This window comes from Paenibacillus sp. 01T431 (assembly GCF_056398625.1).
This window is the reverse complement of record NZ_JBFTPT010000013.1, coordinates 79,975-97,033: the sequence shown is the minus strand read 5'-3', so window position 1 is coordinate 97,033 and position 17,059 is coordinate 79,975. Positions and strand designations below refer to the sequence as shown.

General features: G+C 46.4%; 15 protein-coding genes. 4 read left to right on the top strand and 11 right to left on the bottom strand.

The window, feature by feature from the left end:
- Positions 1 to 37: 37 nt before the first annotated feature.
- Entirely contained in the window at positions 38 to 1,585 is a 1,548-nt protein-coding gene (locus AC1DM9_RS22965) for a Ppx/GppA phosphatase family protein (RefSeq protein ID WP_441875641.1), read from the top strand.
- Here AC1DM9_RS22965 and ppk1 read toward each other — a convergent pair.
- The 9 genes from ppk1 to AC1DM9_RS22920 all read right to left on the bottom strand — a co-directional run bounded on the left by ppk1 (position 1,557) and on the right by AC1DM9_RS22920 (position 13,541).
- Positions 1,557 to 3,623, bottom strand: coding sequence for a polyphosphate kinase 1 (ppk1, locus tag AC1DM9_RS22960; protein ID WP_477582400.1), 2,067 nt, complete (start codon positions 3,621 to 3,623; stop codon positions 1,557 to 1,559). The two genes, AC1DM9_RS22965 and ppk1, sit on opposite strands and share 29 nt — an antisense overlap.
- Positions 3,624 to 3,791: 168 nt before the next feature.
- Entirely contained in the window at positions 3,792 to 4,184 is a 393-nt protein-coding gene (locus AC1DM9_RS22955) for an FxsA family protein (RefSeq protein WP_076267795.1), read from the bottom strand.
- Between the two features lie 70 nt (positions 4,185 to 4,254).
- Entirely contained in the window at positions 4,255 to 4,755 is a 501-nt protein-coding gene (locus AC1DM9_RS22950) for an acyl-CoA thioesterase (protein WP_477582398.1), read from the bottom strand.
- Positions 4,756 to 4,847: 92 nt separating this feature from the next.
- Positions 4,848 to 6,602, bottom strand: a complete 1,755-nt coding sequence (pyk, locus tag AC1DM9_RS22945) for a pyruvate kinase (RefSeq protein ID WP_076267797.1) — start codon at positions 6,600 to 6,602, stop codon at positions 4,848 to 4,850.
- Between the two features lie 97 nt (positions 6,603 to 6,699).
- A complete protein-coding gene (locus tag AC1DM9_RS22940; RefSeq protein WP_076267798.1) occupies positions 6,700 to 7,770 on the bottom strand; it encodes an acetyl-CoA carboxylase carboxyltransferase subunit alpha in 1,071 nt (356 codons plus the stop codon).
- Complete coding sequence (gene accD, locus AC1DM9_RS22935) at positions 7,760 to 8,629, bottom strand: acetyl-CoA carboxylase, carboxyltransferase subunit beta (protein WP_076267799.1); 870 nt, start codon at positions 8,627 to 8,629, stop codon at positions 7,760 to 7,762. The genes AC1DM9_RS22940 and accD overlap by 11 nt, the downstream gene beginning before the upstream one ends.
- A 40-nt stretch (positions 8,630 to 8,669) precedes the next feature.
- Positions 8,670 to 8,861, bottom strand: a complete 192-nt coding sequence (locus AC1DM9_RS22930) for a glutamate decarboxylase (protein WP_076267800.1) — start codon at positions 8,859 to 8,861, stop codon at positions 8,670 to 8,672.
- Between the two features lie 95 nt (positions 8,862 to 8,956).
- A complete protein-coding gene (locus AC1DM9_RS22925) occupies positions 8,957 to 9,448 on the bottom strand; it encodes a phosphatidylglycerophosphatase A family protein (protein ID WP_076267801.1) in 492 nt (163 codons plus the stop codon).
- A gap of 421 nt (positions 9,449 to 9,869) precedes the next feature.
- On the bottom strand, positions 9,870 to 13,541 hold the full coding sequence (locus tag AC1DM9_RS22920) for a DNA polymerase III subunit alpha (protein WP_477582396.1): 3,672 nt from the start codon (positions 13,539 to 13,541) through the stop codon (positions 9,870 to 9,872).
- Positions 13,542 to 13,682: 141 nt separating this feature from the next.
- On the opposite strand from AC1DM9_RS22920, the gene AC1DM9_RS22915 reads away from it, so the two are divergent.
- The 3 genes from AC1DM9_RS22915 (at position 13,683) to AC1DM9_RS22905 (ending at position 14,914) form a co-directional block, all read left to right on the top strand.
- Positions 13,683 to 14,009 (top strand): YtrH family sporulation protein, encoded by a 327-nt coding sequence (locus AC1DM9_RS22915; protein WP_076267803.1) that lies wholly within the window; start codon positions 13,683 to 13,685, stop codon positions 14,007 to 14,009.
- A gap of 45 nt (positions 14,010 to 14,054) precedes the next feature.
- Positions 14,055 to 14,528 (top strand): sporulation membrane protein YtrI, encoded by a 474-nt coding sequence (locus AC1DM9_RS22910; RefSeq protein ID WP_441875626.1) that lies wholly within the window; start codon positions 14,055 to 14,057, stop codon positions 14,526 to 14,528.
- Between the two features lie 89 nt (positions 14,529 to 14,617).
- Positions 14,618 to 14,914, top strand: a complete 297-nt coding sequence (locus AC1DM9_RS22905; protein WP_076267805.1) for a YtpI family protein — start codon at positions 14,618 to 14,620, stop codon at positions 14,912 to 14,914.
- A gap of 8 nt (positions 14,915 to 14,922) precedes the next feature.
- Here AC1DM9_RS22905 and AC1DM9_RS22900 read toward each other — a convergent pair whose 3' ends face one another.
- The gene (locus AC1DM9_RS22900; RefSeq protein WP_441876186.1) at positions 14,923 to 16,275 is read right to left on the bottom strand and encodes a DRTGG domain-containing protein; all 1,353 of its coding nucleotides are present in this window, start codon (positions 16,273 to 16,275) and stop codon (positions 14,923 to 14,925) included.
- Between the two features lie 98 nt (positions 16,276 to 16,373).
- Positions 16,374 to 16,847: a hypothetical protein gene (locus AC1DM9_RS22895; RefSeq protein ID WP_076267806.1), complete on the bottom strand. Its 474-nt coding sequence runs from the start codon at positions 16,845 to 16,847 to the stop codon at positions 16,374 to 16,376.
- Positions 16,848 to 17,059: the final 212 nt, after the last annotated feature.

The window sequence follows — 17,059 nt, the reverse complement described above, 5'->3', positions numbered from 1 at the left end:
ACTTACAGAGCAAATTTTGCCGTATTGGAGGCGCAACATGACAGGACAACGCATCGGAATTATTGACATAGGCTCCAACTCCGTCCGTCTCGTCGTTTACGAGAAGACAGCAAATGGTGCTCATCGTGTGGCGGATAGCAGTAAACGGCCTGCCAGACTAAGCGAACGTATTGATGAAAACGGATGTCTGCCAAGTGCAGCGATCGATGATCTGATCGACACACTGAATCATTTTACCATGATTTGCACATATAATCATACAAGCCATATTCGAGCAGTCGCTACGGCTGCTATTCGAAATGCAAATAATCGTTCAGAAATCCTTGCTCGTATTCATTCGGCCACAGGCTTATCCATCGAATTGCTTACCGGTGAGGATGAAGCCTCGTACGGCTTTCTCGGGATGATTAACTCACTCAATATTCGTGACGGTCTTCTCATTGATATCGGCGGTGGAAGCACCGAGCTTTCATTATTTCGCAACCGCGTTCTCGTTCATTCTGTATCCTTTCCGTTTGGTTGCGTAAGCTTCAACAAACGTTTCGGCACAAAAGGCACGCTCCAAGATGAAGACCTGAAGGCGCTTGAAGCCATCGTTGCAGAAGCGGCTCGAAACGAGACCTGGATTGGAGAAACATCAGGACTGCCTCTCGTCGGTGTCGGAGGAACGGTGCGTGCATTAGGAAAAATGCATCAAGCCGCATACAAATACCCTTTTCCGCAAACACATAATTATCCGATTACGAGCGAGCACGTTGATGAACTCTTCCATCAAATGCGCAAGCTTCCGCTTGATAAAAGACGTAAACTTCCGGGCTTGTCCAAGGATCGTGCTGATGTAGTTGTACCCGGTGTCGCTATTTTACGCGTATTATTCCGTGCAACCAAAGCAACTTATTACCGAATTTGCGGTGCTGGACTGCGCGATGGCTTGTTCCATGCAACCAGATTTCCAAATCGTCCAAAACTAGATGATGTGCTCAAATATAGCCTAACAAATTTAAGTGCCCTGCATCCGGAAGCACCAAAGCAGCATGTGCTGCAGGTTAACCGAATCTCTCTAGAGATTTATGATGTCCTGAATTATGTTCATCCACTGACACCTCAATCGAGAGTGCTGCTGGACACAGCGTCACAGTTGTTCCGAATCGGTGCATCCATTGATTATTACGAATATGCAAGGCATTCCTTCTATCTTATTGTTAATTCCCAGTTGAATGGGCTAACGCATCGCGAAATGATTATGACAGCAGCTATCGCATCTTACAAAAGCAAAGGCCGGGCTCGTCAGCACATTTCCGAATATAAGGAACTGCTCAACGAATCCGACCTTGAAGTCATTTATAAGCTTGGCTCACTGCTTCAGCTGTCTACAGCGCTTGATCGCGGGGAAACACAAGCCATTGCGCAACTAAATGTCCAATTATCTGGTTATCAGCTGCTGCTTCGCCCAGTTCAGCCGCGAGGAACGCTTGCAGTTGAGCGCCGAGAAGTGGATGAGCTCGCCAGCGAATTCAAGAAAGTTTGGGGATTCACGCCGTGCCTCGACTTTTCGGCTACGCACGTCCCTTCCAAGACGCTATAACCTTTGCCTCGAATTGACTGCGGAACGGCTCTTTATCAGCACTAGTAAGATGCTCATAAGTACCGTTCGGCTGCAATTCACGGGCTTTTACATTATCATCGATATTAAGCTGAAGCATCTTAATTAATATTTGTCTCAAAATTGGATCAAATACGGGACACATAAGCTCGATCCTTCTTGTAAGATTACGAGTCATCCAATCCGCGCTCGACAAATATACCTCTTCTTCCCCGCCATTATGGAAGTACATAATCCGTGCATGCTCCAGAAAACGGTCGACGATACTTATTACCTGAATATTTTCACTGCGCCCAGGAACACCCGGCCGCAAGCAGCAAACGCCGCGAACGATTAATACGATTTTCACTCCCGCTTGAGAAGCTTCATAAAGCTTATCGATCATCTCTTGATTCGATAAAGAATTCATCTTGGCAATAATGCGAGCTGGCTTGCCGGCTGCTGCATTCAATCTTTCCCTATCGATTAACCGATATAGCTTTTCCTTCAAATCAGAAGGCGCAACGCCAAAAGCTTTCCACTCATAAGGTGATGAATAACCCGTAACCTCGTTGAACAAAGCCGAAGCATCGCCGCCGATTATTGGATGTGACGTAAAAAGTCCAATATCCGTATATAATGTTGCCGTACTGTCATTATAATTCCCTGTCCCTACATGAACGTAGCGGTGCAGCGTGCCTTGCTCTCGTCTTACAACTAACAGGATTTTCGCATGTGTCTTCAGACCAACTAGGCCGTAAACGACATGGCAACCAGCCTTCTCCAGCTGGCGCGCCCAAGCGATGTTCCTTTCCTCGTCAAACCTCGCCTTTAGCTCTACAACGACCGTTACTTGCTTACCAGCTTCGCCTGCCTTAGCAAGCGCTTGAACGAGCGCAGACTGGCCGCTCACGCGGTATAACGTCATTTTTATCGCTAGCACGTCGGGATCATATGCAGCCTGCATGACAAAGTCATTAACTGCATCAAATGATTCATAAGGATGATACATCAAAACATCGCGCTGGCGGATGACCTCAAACATATCGTCAGTGTGGTCAAATTCTCTTGGATAAATCGGCTCAAGCTTCTCATACCGCAAATTATCATTGCCCGGTACCGCTCCTGCAAACTTCATCAAAAAGCTTAAATCAAGCGGTCCATCTATTTCAAATAAATTATCTTCGATTTCGAGCTCTTCGGTAAGCATTTCGAGCGCATAAGGGTGCATCCCCTTGGAAACCTCGAGCCTTACAGGAATTCCCCAGCGGCGGCGACGCAGCTCTTTCTCGATCTCCTCAAGCAGATCCTCGGCATCCTCTTCATTCAATGTAATATCCGCATCCCTTGTTAAGCGGAACGGGTTCACTGAGAATGGAATATAGCCGTTGAATAACGTATCGATGAACTTTTCAATTAAATCCTCAAGAAGCACAAACTCCGTTTTCTTGCTGTTAATTCGTCCAGGAACAGGTACAAATCTCGGTAAAATAGAAGGAACCTGGACAATCGCAAACAACGGCTCCTCTTCAGACGGATCACTCTCTTGTCTTAGAAGTACTGCTAAATACAGCTCTTTCGTATGAACAAGCGGGAACGGTCTGCTCTGATCGACAGCCATCGGTGTAAGTACTGGAAATACGATTTCATGAAAATAATCCGAGACTGCTTTCGTTTGCGTTATATTAAGCTCATCCAGCGAACGAATAAAAATGCCCTCACGACTGAGGCTCCGGAACACTTCTCTGTATGTACGATATTGATCATGGACCATTTGGGTTGCTCGCTTAATCAGCCGCTTCCAAAGTCCAGAGGGCGTATAGCCCGTAAAATCAGTTTTGGATAAGCCGGCTCTCATCTGCATCTGGATGCCAGCAACTCGCACGCTCATAAATTCATCCAAATTGCTTGAGACAATTGCCAAAAACTTTGCTCTCTCAAGCAACGGATTGCTGAGATCCTGCGCCTCTTGAAGAACTCTTCGGTTGAATTCGATCCAACTTAAGTCACGATTTACATAGTTGGACAAAAGCTTGGTCATTTCTCACGCCTCCTGAGTAATTTTGCGAAATAAACCTGCTTTTCTAACATACGCTTCTTGCCTCATATCAAGAATGCTAATATAACGACAAGAAACGACTTGTATCTATCTCATTATGAAGCATGACTATTATTGCCATGTTAACCTTTTGTAAATGTCACGTAAATATTAGAATCTTCCGATCTTAAAATTGCCGTTTCGTATTCTTTTCTCTAATTCACGCAGCATGATTAGTCTATAAAAGGTTCTTGTAAAAGGAATAAGCAGCGTAATGCCTATGATGTCAGACAGAAACCCTGGCAGCAGCAGCAAAATACCCCCTGCTAGCACACATAATCCATCTAATAGCGACTGGCCAGGAATTTGTCCAGCTTGCATTTGACGCTGAGCCTCGCCCCATACTTTTCGCCCTTCCATTCGAGCCAAATAAGCGCCTGCCAAACCCATGAGGATCAGTATAAAAAAAGTGTTCCAGCCCCCGATCCAGCCGCTAACTTGAAAAATTCCCCAAAGCTCAACCAATGGAACAACAATTAAAACTGCCAACAGCCATTTATACATGATTGGACCTCCTCCAAAGTTTACGCAGTAAACTTACTTCGTAAGCATAAGCTTGGTTTGCGCAGCAAACTTACTTCGTACGCAGCAGTTCATACAATTCAGGCATGACTTTGTTTAAGCGCGCTGGTTGCCATGACTCGTTGACCCACACATGCTTGGTTCCACCCTCCACGAGCAGTTCTCCAGGCAGTGATTCGCTTTCTGATACTACTGACGCATGGAAATCATCCAGTGATACCTTTCTAACCTGTGATTCAAAGGATACGCGCAGAGGGCTGCAATCCGCAATTCGAGTACAAACGACTACAGTATCGTCATAGCGAGCGGGTTGCACATAGCGGCATTGCAAATCTATAACCGGCAGCAGCAATCCATGCTCTTCAATCGTTTTATAGTCATAACCAGCATTTCTTATCCATTCAGTACGTCCAATTTCGAACCAAGTTACATAATTCCCGTGAAAAACGACACCCATTTGATCGGTTTCCTGATAACGAACGCGCAGCGGGTGCAGAACCCAAGTGGAAGCTGACAGCATAAATGTCCCCCCATTTTTTATCAAATCGAACATGCTTTGACGAATTGATTAGCAAAAAGCGACGGTGAGATCACCATCGCTTTTTGTTTTTGTACTATATTGTTGTTAACAAAGGCACTGTTTTATTACAGTACTTTTGATTGGCCGTGATAGATAACGCCTGTTTCGCCATAGATGGTAACTTCCATGCCATCTTGCAGCAATTCAGTTGCATTTTGAATACCAAGAATAACTGGGATTCCAAGATTCAGGCCAACTACAGCGGCATGGCTAGTAATTCCGCCTTGCTCTGTAATAACTGCGCCAGCTTTTTCAAATGCAGGCATATATTCTTTATCTGTGGAGATCGTTACCAAGATTGAACCTTGAGTTGTTTTTGCAATAGCTTCCTCAGGTGTACGAGCTACTACAATTTTACCGATAGCTGTTTGGCTGCCGATACCTTGTCCTTGTGCCAAAAGCTCACCAATGTGGTGGATTTTGATAAGGTTTGTAGTGCCAGCACGGCCAACTGGAACGCCAGCTGTAATAACAACTGTATCTCCCAAGCTTAGGAATCCAGTGCTCATTCCGCCTTTTACAGCATTTTCGAACATTTCATCCGTTGTATCCGCATCTGGACCAAGCACTGCAAATACGCCCCAAATGAGAGATAGACGACGCAATACCTTCTCATCAGTCGTTACAGCAATGATTGGAGCTTTAGGCTTGTACTTCGATACCATGCGAGCTGTAAAGCCGCTTTGTGTCGATGTGATGATCGCTTTTGCACCAAGGTCAAGAGCCGAGTTAGCAACAGCTTGGCTGATTGCTTCTGTAACGGATACTTGTTGTGCATTGGCTTGTTTTGTGAAAATTTCACGGTATTCCAAAGCGGCTTCCGCACGCTCAGCAATACGAGCCATTGTTTGTACGGATTCAGTTGGATATCTTCCCGCAGCTGTTTCGCCGGAAAGCATGATCGCATCTGTACCGTCAAAAATCGCATTTGCAACGTCACTCGCTTCTGCGCGAGTTGGACGCGGGTTGCGCTGCATGGAATCAAGCATTTGTGTTGCTGTAATGACAGGTTTACCTACACGGTTACCTTTTTTGATCATATTTTTTTGAACGAGCGGCACTTCTTCAGCTGGAATTTCAACGCCGAGGTCGCCACGCGCTACCATAAGTCCGTCAGAAACCTCAAGAATTTCATCAAGGTTGTCTACGCCTTCTTGGTTCTCAATTTTGGAGATGATTTGAATGTGACCTGCATTATGACGCTCAAGCAATTCACGAATTTCAAGCACGTCGCTCGCTTTACGAACAAAAGATGCTGCGATGAAGTCTACGCCTTGCTCGATACCAAATACGATATCGTTAGCATCCTTTTCAGTAATACCAGGCAATGAAATTTTCACGCCAGGAACGTTAACGCCCTTTTTGCTTTTAATTGGACCGCTGTTTACAATACGGCAAACGATCTCAGTGCCTTTAACCTCTTCAACTGTCAATCCGATCAAGCCATCATCAATGAGGATAGTTGAACCAATTGTTACATCGTTTGGAAGGTTGTTGTAAGTAATAGGAACGCGGTTGCGGTCACCCAAAATTTCTTCTGTAGTAAGCGTAACGATTTCACCTTGATTAAGCTCAATAGGCTCTTCTTTAAGCTTGCCAAGACGAATTTCAGGACCTTTCGTATCAAGCAAAACCGCTACCGAAGTACCAAGTTCTGCATTTGCAATGCGGATGTTTTTAATACGGTTGCCGTGCTCTTCAAAATCTCCGTGTGAGAAGTTAAGACGGGCAACGTTCATGCCTGCATTGATTAGCTTTTTAGTGTTTTCCAGTGATTCGCTGGATGGACCGATAGTACAAACAATTTTCGTTTTACGCATGTTAAGTTTCCTCCGTATACTGCCTGATATTCTTTACTATACTGACATGACAACCCACTGCTTGTACAGTGAAATAATCATTTTTACATATTATTCACTATTGAACGGTCGGAGTTGCTTCCGGCGCTTGTTCCTGAGATACATTCACCGCGTCCGCTTTTATACCGATATTTGTATCGGCAACTGCTCCGTCCGCCACATCTCCGGGCTCTTCAACGATCTTGAATTGACCGACTTTACGGAATTTATTATACCTATCTTCGATAAGCTGCTCAGCACTCATTTTCATAAGTTCTTGTAAATGCTGCCACAGCTTTTCCTTAATTTGCTCCGCTTGAAATGCCAAGTCCTTATGTGCGCCGCCCTGCGGCTCTGGAACAATATCCTCAATTACACCAAATTCTAACAAATCTTTGGCTGTAATCTTCATGGCTTCAGCTGCTTGATCTGCCCTGGAAGCATCTTTCCATAAGATGGATGCCGCTCCATTTGGCGAGATTGCACTATAAATCGCATTTTCCAACATTAATACACGGTTTCCGACGCCTAAAGCGAGTGCTCCCCCGCTGCCGCCTTCACCAATAACGATACAAATAATAGGCACGCCGAAGCCGGCCATTTCCCGCAGGTTGCGCGCAATCGCTTCCGATTGACCTCGCTCCTCGGCGGTTTTGCCCGGATAAGCACCCTTCGTATCAATAAACGTGATGATTGGCCGCTTGAATTTGTTCGCTTGCTCCATTAGACGAAGCGCCTTGCGGAAGCCCTCAGGATGAGGACTGCCGAAGAAACGAGCAATATTCTCACGAGTGTCCTTGCCGCGCTGGTGTCCAATAACAGTAACTGGAACACCGTTTATCTTAGCAAGGCCACCAACGATGGCAAGATCATCTGCAAACAGACGATCTCCATGAAGCTCCATATAGTCGGTAAATACCGTTTGAATGAAGTCTAACGATGTCGGACGCTGATGATGACGCGCCATATGCATCTTTTGAGCCGGAGTCAGCTCACTATACAATTCTTCTTCCAGCTGCTTGCACTTAAGCTCAAGACCGCGAATTTCTTCCGTGAAGTCGATACCCTTCTCCACGCTTAAGGTCTTAAGCTCAGTTACCTTCTGCCGCAAGTCGTTCAACGGTTTTTCAAAAGGCAGCTCACCCGCCATAGGATGTTTCCTCCCTTACGCAATGCATATCAAGCAGCTTTGCTAACGTAGGTTTCATATCTTTGCGGTGTACGACTTTATCCAATTGGCCATGCTGCAAGTTAAACTCAGCCGTCTGGAAGTCGTCAGGCAGCTTCTGGCGAATCGTTTGTTCGATAACAATTCGTCCGGCAAAACCGATCAACGCGCCAGGCTCGGCCAAATTGTAATCGCCCAAGCTCGCAAAGCTTGCCGAAACCCCGCCCGTAGTAGGATCGGTAAAAATCGAAATAAACAAACCCCCGGCACCTTGAAACTTTGAAAGTGCCGCGCTCGTTTTGGCCATTTGCATTAAGCTAAGAATACTTTCCTGCATCCGGGCGCCGCCCGATGTTGAGAAAATAAGAAGCGGCAGTTTCTTCTCATGAGCCGCTTCGATCGCTCTTGTAATTTTCTCTCCAACTACGGATCCCATACTGCCAGTGAAAAAATCAAAGCTCATGACTGCTACGACGACAGGAAAACCACCAATCGTACCTTCTCCTGTTACGACAGCTTCGCGAAGACTTGACTTGCTCTTCTGCTGCTCTAGCTTGCTCGCGTAACCTGGGAAATTTAGAGGATCGATGGATTCCATATTGGCATCGTATTCTACTAGATGCCCATCATCAAGCGTTAATGCAATACGCTCCAACGCGCTTAGACGGTAATGATAACCGCAGGATGAGCATACCTTCAAATTCTTTTCCAACTCTTTGCTATACTGAATCGTGCCGCATTTGGAGCACTTATTCATCAAGCCCTCAGGAACTTCACGCTTGCGTGGTTCCGAAGGTATTGTTGCATATTTTTTCTTAGTAAATAAATCTTTTATTTGCACGTGTGACACCTCTCAAGGCGCAATAGTATAGAGCAGTCCATCATAATGGCCGCATAATGGAGTTGAATACTTCTTGAACTTCCTCCAACTCGCCTGACGGAACTAGTATCTCGTATTGCTGTTTGGACAGATTGACGGAGCGGATTTTCACCAGAAACCCTTCATCCGTTAGCCGCTTCTTGATGTTATCTGCAATTTTTGCTGTTGGTGCGATATAAATGACCGTCCACATCATGGTACCTCCTGAAAACTTTGCTTCCACAAAGCTCACTTACTAAGCACAGCTATCCCGGTAACAGGCCATATGATCTCACAATGATACCATAGTTAAGGCGAATCCGGCAAATCATATTGGATCGCTTTCGGGTCCTGATGTGCAATTCGAGCAGACGCGGCAGCGGCTAATCCAGCAACCAGGTCATCTAAAAAAACATGAATTCGTTCACCTTTTATATTTAGTTGACGAATAATACCGGGTTTTACTTTATCTAAATATCCGAAGCTCGTCAATCCAATCATGCCGTAAACATTCGTAATGCCGAGCGCAAGCGTCTCATCCACACCGTAAAGCGACTCATCATTTTCCATAATCGATTGCAAAGGCTCTGGCAATAACTTCCGCTCAGCTAACTCATCAAGGGCCATACCCGTATACATGACATATTGAACCTCTCGTTTGCCAAGTACCGCCCTTACGCTTTCCTCACACTCTTCCATCGTCAAATCACCATTATAGGGACGCTGCAGCGTATAAACGATTTCTGTTACATCATCGATGGATACCCCTCGTTTTAAGAGCCATTTCTCGATTCCTGTCATAGGACTCATCCCTCCCGTAACTGCTTGTACGTTTATCTTGGAAACATAGGCGTGAGCAGATGACATTGTCCTCAGGCGGCGCTCGCACTCTCCGAGCCCCATAGCCATCTTCACATGTATCTCTAAACATATGCACAGATAGGCTCTGATGTGCATACGAAATGCCGTTGCTTGCAAGATAAAACAGGAGGGTAGAAATCCTATTGCATCAATACCAAATATTCATGGCAAAAGAATAATTTTTCTTCTTATTTTTTTGCATAATCTCACTATCGAAATAATTTCAAACCACGGTTTGCTCAGCTCAAACCTATTCTCGCCATTGCATATTTTCAAGCATAAGATCAGCATTTAATTTCTGATTTACCCGAAGCGAGAAATAGATTGCAGATGGTTTCGCATCAGCTCGTTTATGTCGTTGTCATTTTACGATGATCGAGCCTTCACCCAAGAGCTGCTCAACGGCTGAGATAAGCTCAGCAGATGGTTTAACGCGATAACTATCGCTGAGAGCAATCGATTTTTGTCCTTGTACATAAAATAACACGGTAGCGAGCTGTCCGGCATGACCAGCCAAAACACTTTTTAGCTGTTCAAGGACAGCAGGCTGTTCATTTTCAGCCAAAATTTTTATATATACGCGCTGCGGCTTGCGCTCATCGGATGCAGGTGTCGTGCGGTTATTTCCGGACTGAGGGCCGGGTTTAACGCTACTATTATCAGCAGCCTTAGTCTGGAAAGCTGGCCGATTGCTAGGTGACGTCGTTCGGTTAGCTTGGCCTTGCGTTTTCTGAGTACTGCCCTGAGAAGTATAGCTGCTCCCGCCCGTTCTTGCCGCGCGAGCCTTCGCCTGCTTCTGCAGCCGTCCTACGTGATCCGCAAGCTCCATCTCCGCATGTTCAATCGGTACACAATCTTCAACGATGAGCTTATAGTCATCATCCTGCTGCTGAACCGTTGCTTGTATAATGGCTAAGCCGCCCTTTTTGAGCTTGCTTTCGATTCGCTTCCAGATCGTTGGAAATACGACAGCTTCCACACGCATTATGCGATCTTCAAGCTCGAGGAAACCCATGGACAGACCTTTCTTATTCGTGAAAGGTTTGATGGATACGACCATAATGCCTACAATAGCAATCGCCCCGTCCTTTGCATCAGACAGCTCAACCAACCGATCAAGACCTAGCGCTGACAGCTGCTGCTCGGCAGCATCCAGCGGATGGCCGGATAAATAAAGCCCCAGCAGGTCCCTTTCAAAATCAAGCTGTTGCCCTGTCGTGTACGGACGGATTTCGGGCAGCTCGACATCCCAGTTCTGCACCTCATCTAAACCAAACATTTCAATTTGCAGCTCTTCACGGTCTTTGCGCCATTTGATTGCTGTCTCTACCGTCTCCTCCAATGCAGCTAGTAGCTGAGCACGATGTCCTGGCAACGAATCAAAAGCTCCCGCCTGAATGAGCGACTCCAGCACCCGCTTGTTCACAACCCGCAGGTCTACACGTTGGCAAAGATCCAGAAGACTATCGAAGAGCCGATCCTCTCGCTCTTTTAAAATCGCTTCAATGGCTTGTGTGCCGACATTTTTAATCGCTGCCAGCCCGAATCGAACCGCTTTCTCAACAGGTGTAAACGATACGCTGCTTTCATTAACGTCAGGCGGCAGCACAGCAATGCCCATTCGCCGGCATTCATCCACATATTCAGCGGTCTTCCGCTGATTTCCTGTAACTGAAGCGAGCATCGATGCCATAAACGGCACAGGATAGTTAGCTTTAAGCCATGCTGTCTGAAAGGCGAGTACTCCATATGCTGCTGCATGCGCCCGAGGGAACCCATAATCGGCAAATCGAACAATCATGTCGTAGACATGATTGGCATCCGTTTCTGAATACCCTTGTGCAAGACTTCCTTTCACAAAGTGAGCCCGCTCTTCGTCGAGCACCTCACGCTTCTTCTTGGATACTGCTCGGCGCAGCAAATCCGCTTCGCCAAGAGAAAAGCCAGCCATCAAGGAGGCAATTTGCATGATCTGCTCTTGATAAACAATAATGCCGTAAGTGTCAGAGAGAATAGGCTCTAGCGACGGATGCGGATATTCAACCGTTACGAGCCCGTGTTTGCCTTGAATGTATTTAGGAATAAACTCCATCGGGCCGGGACGGTAGAGTGCAAGGACAGAGACGATATCCTCGAATTCCGTTGGCTTCATTTCCTTCAGCACTCGCCGCACACCGGCAGACTCGAGCTGAAAAATTCCGGTCGTGTCGCCGCGGCTCAGCATGGCATACGTTGCCGGATCACTATCGCTAATGGTGTGGAAATCGATCACTCTGCCGTGCTGCTCCTTAACGGCGTGCAGTGCACGCTCTAGAATGGAGAGAGTACGCAAGCCGAGAAAATCCATTTTTAGAAGTCCAATAGCTTCTAAATGCTCCATTGAATATTGCGTGAGCGGAATTCTCTCGCTTCCTGTCTGTATAGGCGTATAGTGTGTAAGCGGCTCTTGTGAAATCACAACACCCGCAGCATGAGTGGAGGCATGCCTTGGCATGCCCTCAACCTTCAAGGCCATCTTCAGCATAGCCGCCGTCTTCGGCTGACGCTCGCTTGCTTCACGCAGCTCGTTGCTCATGCGAAGCGCTTCCTCAATCGTAATGCCCAGTTGGTTTGGAATAAGCTTAGCTGCTCGATCCACCTCTTGAAACGGAACGTTCATAGCTCTGCCTACATCCCGAACTGCTGCCTTGGCCGCCATCGTTCCGAATGTAATGATTTGAGCAACATGCTCTTCGCCGTATTTGGCTGCCACGTAAGCAATGACCTCGTCACGCCGTTCATCATTGAAGTCAATATCAATATCGGGCATGGAAATTCGCTCAGGATTAAGAAATCGCTCGAACAAAAGCTTATATTTCAGCGGATCAACATCCGTTATTCGAAGCGTATACGCAACAAGGCTGCCCGCAGACGAGCCCCGTCCAGGTCCCGTTCTAATGCCTGAATCATGAGCGAAGCGAATAAAATCCCAAACGATCAGAAAATAGTCGCTGAATCCCATCTTCTCGATGACAGACAGCTCATATTCGAGCCGCTGCTCCGCCTTTTGTCTATAATCAGTATCTTGAACCCACTCTGGATTTCCGCCATATCTAGCAACTAATCCGTCGCGGCATAAAGTAATTAAGTAATCGGCTGAGCTCATACCCGATGGTACCGGCCTAAAAATAGGAAGCGCAGCGCGTCCAAGCGTCAGTTCAAGCTCACATTTATCCGCGATCTCAACTGTATTCGCAATCGCTTCAGGCACATGTCTGTACAGCAGCGCCATTTCGTCCGCACTCTTCAGATACATCTGATCCGTCAGCATGCGCAATCGATCAGTATCCTCTGTCGTTTTGCCCGTACCGATGCAAATAAGCACATCCTGCATAGCAGCGTCCTCAGCCTGCAAGTAATGCACATCATTTGTAGCGACCAGCTTAATACCTGTTTCCTCTGCAAGCTTTATCATATCAACAGCTACTTTTTTCTGATCCAGAAGACCATGATCCTGCAGCTCTAAATAAAAGTCATCTCCGAAAATATCTTTATAACGCAAAGCGCTGCTTCGCGCTTGCTCCAAGCGGTCATGCAGCAGATGCTGAGAGATCTCGCTCCCCAAACAAGAGCTTAAACAAATCAGCCCTTCAGAGTACTCACGCAGCATCTCCAAATCAACGCGGGGTTTATAGTGAAAACCTTCTAAATGTGCTATGGAGGAGAGCTTCATTAAGTTTCGATAGCCCGCTTCGTTTTTGGCAAGCACAATCAAATGATAGATTGGATTTTCCTTGCGCGACCCTTTCTCAAAGCGAGAACCAGTCGTCATATATAGCTCGCACCCAATAATCGGTTTTATTCCTTGTGCACGGCATGCCCGGTAAAAAGGAATAGCTCCGTACATGACTCCATGATCGGTGAGCGCAAGTGCCTTCATGCCGAGGTCCGCAGCTTTAGCTGTCAAATCTTTAATTCTGGCGGCGCCGTCGAGCAGGCTATATTCGCTGTGGACGTGCAAATGCACGAAAGATTGTTCATTATGGCCGCTCATCGCATCGGTTCCTTTCCGCTTCGTCCAAAAATAAGATAATTCTATTTTATCATAATAGCGATGGACACGCCCATAGAATGGTAGCAGAGCATACAAGCATGCGGTGTTAATCTACAAGACTATATTTTTGGAGGGATACGGGTGAGCTATTTTTTGTCCAAAGCAGGACTTGATTTCTTTATCGCATTTGGCGTTGTTTTAGGTGGATCTACGCTTGCAGCAGTGGGATCGGTGTTTATGCTGATGCCGCCAGCCCATACAATGCTCGATACAGCCATAAAACTGAAAATATGGGCGATCGTCGCAGCAATCGGGGGGTCGATTGATCCCGTTCGAGTCATTGAAAGCAACATTATGGATGGTCAGTTATCGCCGGCAGCCCAGCAAATCTGCTTTATTATTATCGCTTTTCTGGGTGCACATTTAGGCACAGAGCTAGTGCGGCTTATTTGCAAGGGAGCCACCTAAGCGATGCGCGTGCCGCCGTTTAGCCGTTTCACGAGAGGACTGCAAATGGTAGGAGTATTGACACTCGGGATGATCATTGGCGCAATTGTGTACAATTCGCTTTATTTGGCGCAATTTGAGGCTTTAATCACATTGAAGAGTGAGCTGGAGGTTAAGCTGGAGCAATACGAAACGGATTTAAAACATTTAAATGAATTCAAGAATCAGCATACCGTTATAAAAAGCATCCTGCCCCGTGTAGAGAAAGAAGCCGGCCAAAATACGGGAAGGCCCCATCTTGATCAAGTTACCGAGGCGTTGATTATTAAGCGGATAAAAGGGGATTTGAGCGTCTTCCTTGGGCAAAGCATTTATGAAATTGACTCTGACGCAAAATTCGCACGCAACCTCCTTGAGAAGAAGGTCTATATGGATGTGAACAGCAAGGACTATACCATTGAGGTTAAGACTATTCTTGTCGTTGATAATGTGCTGCATGTCTGGATCAAGGTGCGTGATTATGCAAAGCCTCCTTCTTAAGCATACAGCTGCGATTCGTGATACAATAGAGCCTGTCTATTCACAAGATCGAAGCTGTACATACGTAACTTAAAAGGAGTTGCTTTTCCATGGATCAACTGATGCAATGGCTGCTTGTGCCGGGCATCCTAATTACACTCGTGCTTTCGGCTGTATTCAGCTTTAAATCACGCCGCTCCACTGATGCGAGAACCCGGGGCCTCTTCACAGCTAGAATGAATATTAGCATGGGAGCCATGCTGCTTTTTATCGCTCTCGTTCAGTTGTTCTTGTCCGGAGAATCTACGCTTCGCATCGTAATTGGCGCTATATTCCTTGTGATCGGCGTATTTAATGTATTTGCTGGTCTTCGCAATCTCAGCGCGTACAGCTCGACAAGAAATTAAATGTGCAATTAATACGGATCAATCATTTGGGCCGTCAGCATCGCTTTGGCGGCCAAGCCTTGTTTGTCCTTCACTTCGATTTCAAGCTTCGTAAACTTCCGACTCATCTCAAGCGCTTTAGGTATGATCGTAACCTCACTGTCAATTTGAACCGGCCTTACAAAAAAAGTCGTCATACTCTCCAGCAAATAGTCACGCTTCGCCGTTTCTCGAATCATTCTGCGAGCCGCTTGCGTCATTAGCGTAGAGAGAAGTCCTTCCGACACCATCCCAAGCGCACCTGACATTTGCGGTGTAATGATTCCCTTATAAGCAATGCCCAGCTCGTCCTGACCAATGACATTAACATTTGTTGTAGCCATAAAGCCCGTCCACATTAAGTCTTCGAAAGTCTCTCCCGATTCCGGCTGCTTTCCAGCAAATCGCATCGCATCAAGCACTTCTTGCCTCGTCACAACGCCTAACAGCTTGCGATGCCTGTCAACGATAGGCAACAAATCAATACCTTCCGCAGCCATCGTATGAGCAGCCGAAGTGACCGTTATATTGGGTGCCGCTGTAATCGGATTTTTTGTCATCACTTTATCTACCGCGCTATCCTCAGGCGATCCCACAGCATCCTTAGCCGTCATCATGCCAACAACCTTGCCCCTTACATCGACTACTGGAAATCTGGAATAACCCGTTTCCCGCGATATTTTATGGAAGTCCAAAACCGTTTGCCCGATTCGCATCACATCAGCGGGTCTGCTGAAGGTTACGATGTCTTCGATCAGCATGATCTTCCGCTTAATAAGCCGGTCGTACATCGCACGATTGATCATGGAGGCGACTGTAAACGTATCATGCCGCGATGAGATGATTGGGAGAACGCGCTCGTCAGCAAGCTTGATTACTTCCGCGCTCGGCTCAAATCCGCCTGTAATCAATACGCCTGCTCCCTCCTCAAGCGCGCAGCGATGCGCCCCGATACGGTTGCCGACTATTAGCAAGCTGCCCTCGTCAATGTAGCGCAGCATCGCATCCAGCTCCATTGCACCAATGACAAACTTATGCAGCGTTTTATCAAGGCCGGCTGCTCCGCCGAACAGCTTGCCTTCCACGATTTCGGCAACCTCGCCAAATGTAAGCTGGTCCAGCGCTTCACGCCGTTTCCGATCAATTCGCACCGTTCCGATACGTTCCTTCGTGCTGACAAGGCCAGAGCTTTCCGCTTCTTTAAAAGCTTTATAAGCCGTTCCTTCGCTGACGCCTAATTCCTTGGCAATCGCGCGTACGGATATTTTCGTTCCAATCTTCAAGCTTTGTATATAAATCAATATTTGTTCATGCTTCGTGTTAGTCTCGTTGCCTGGTCCGATTGAAGCCACCTTATATCCTCCGTCCACTTGCCTTTGTTTCTCCCTATTATAGGAGAAAGCGAGGAACAAGTCATGCTCACCCTCAATTCGGGCCTAATCTAGAGCTGCCATTGAAGCAGAACTTGATTCGTACGCAGCCTGCCATCGATCAGCTGGCCCTCCAAGCCTTTAAACCGCCATTTCTTGAACAGCTGCTGTACCGTTTGAACGTTGATGGCATCTTCAGCGCCTGACATGATAAACGCTTGCCAATCATATTCAATCGGAATCGGATATCGCAGTGATTGGATAAGGAATTGATTCATTTCTATCACTTGTGATGGAATTTCATCGTATATGCTAGAGAACAAAAAAGAGCTTTGCTCGCTGTGCGGCCGAGAAATAGGATCAGATTTTAAGTCAAGCACATATTCAACGATTTGGGTATGCGGGTTAACACGACAGCTGAATGAGCCACGTGCAGCCAAAGCCTTATCGACACGGTGAGACAAGCGGTATGTGAACTGAACAAGGAATGGAACATTGTTATAATATGCGCGAACTTTTCTGAAAAATTCGAATTCGTCAACCACTTTGCATCCTCCTCGTGTCCACTGATTTTGCCCTTATATATCCTACCACTTTTATTTAAAATGGTAAATTGATCCTTTAAAGGCAATGATATTATTAGAATGATACTTTTTTACACAATTATAGTAAAGAGACCATCTATTAGTCAATGACTATAGTCACTCTTTTTAATATGCTCTATAGAATKTTGTTGATAGACTAGTAAAGTTTTATC

Excerpts from the sequence above, each read along its gene's own strand:
- AC1DM9_RS22965 (WP_441875641.1), top strand. The coding sequence starts at position 38 with ATGACAGGACAACGCATCGGAATTATTGACATAGGCTCCAACTCCGTC.
- ppk1 (WP_477582400.1), bottom strand. The coding sequence starts at position 3,623 with ATGACCAAGCTTTTGTCCAACTATGTAAATCGTGACTTAAGTTGGATC.
- AC1DM9_RS22955 (WP_076267795.1), bottom strand. The coding sequence starts at position 4,184 with ATGTATAAATGGCTGTTGGCAGTTTTAATTGTTGTTCCATTGGTTGAG.
- AC1DM9_RS22950 (WP_477582398.1), bottom strand. The coding sequence starts at position 4,755 with ATGTTCGATTTGATAAAAAATGGGGGGACATTTATGCTGTCAGCTTCC.
- pyk (WP_076267797.1), bottom strand. The coding sequence starts at position 6,602 with ATGCGTAAAACGAAAATTGTTTGTACTATCGGTCCATCCAGCGAATCA.
- AC1DM9_RS22940 (WP_076267798.1), bottom strand. The coding sequence starts at position 7,770 with ATGGCGGGTGAGCTGCCTTTTGAAAAACCGTTGAACGACTTGCGGCAG.
- AC1DM9_RS22930 (WP_076267800.1), bottom strand. The coding sequence starts at position 8,861 with ATGTGGACGGTCATTTATATCGCACCAACAGCAAAAATTGCAGATAAC.
- AC1DM9_RS22925 (WP_076267801.1), bottom strand. The coding sequence starts at position 9,448 with ATGACAGGAATCGAGAAATGGCTCTTAAAACGAGGGGTATCCATCGAT.
- AC1DM9_RS22920 (WP_477582396.1), bottom strand. The coding sequence starts at position 13,541 with ATGAGCGGCCATAATGAACAATCTTTCGTGCATTTGCACGTCCACAGC.
- AC1DM9_RS22910 (WP_441875626.1), top strand. The coding sequence starts at position 14,055 with ATGGTAGGAGTATTGACACTCGGGATGATCATTGGCGCAATTGTGTAC.
- AC1DM9_RS22905 (WP_076267805.1), top strand. The coding sequence starts at position 14,618 with ATGGATCAACTGATGCAATGGCTGCTTGTGCCGGGCATCCTAATTACA.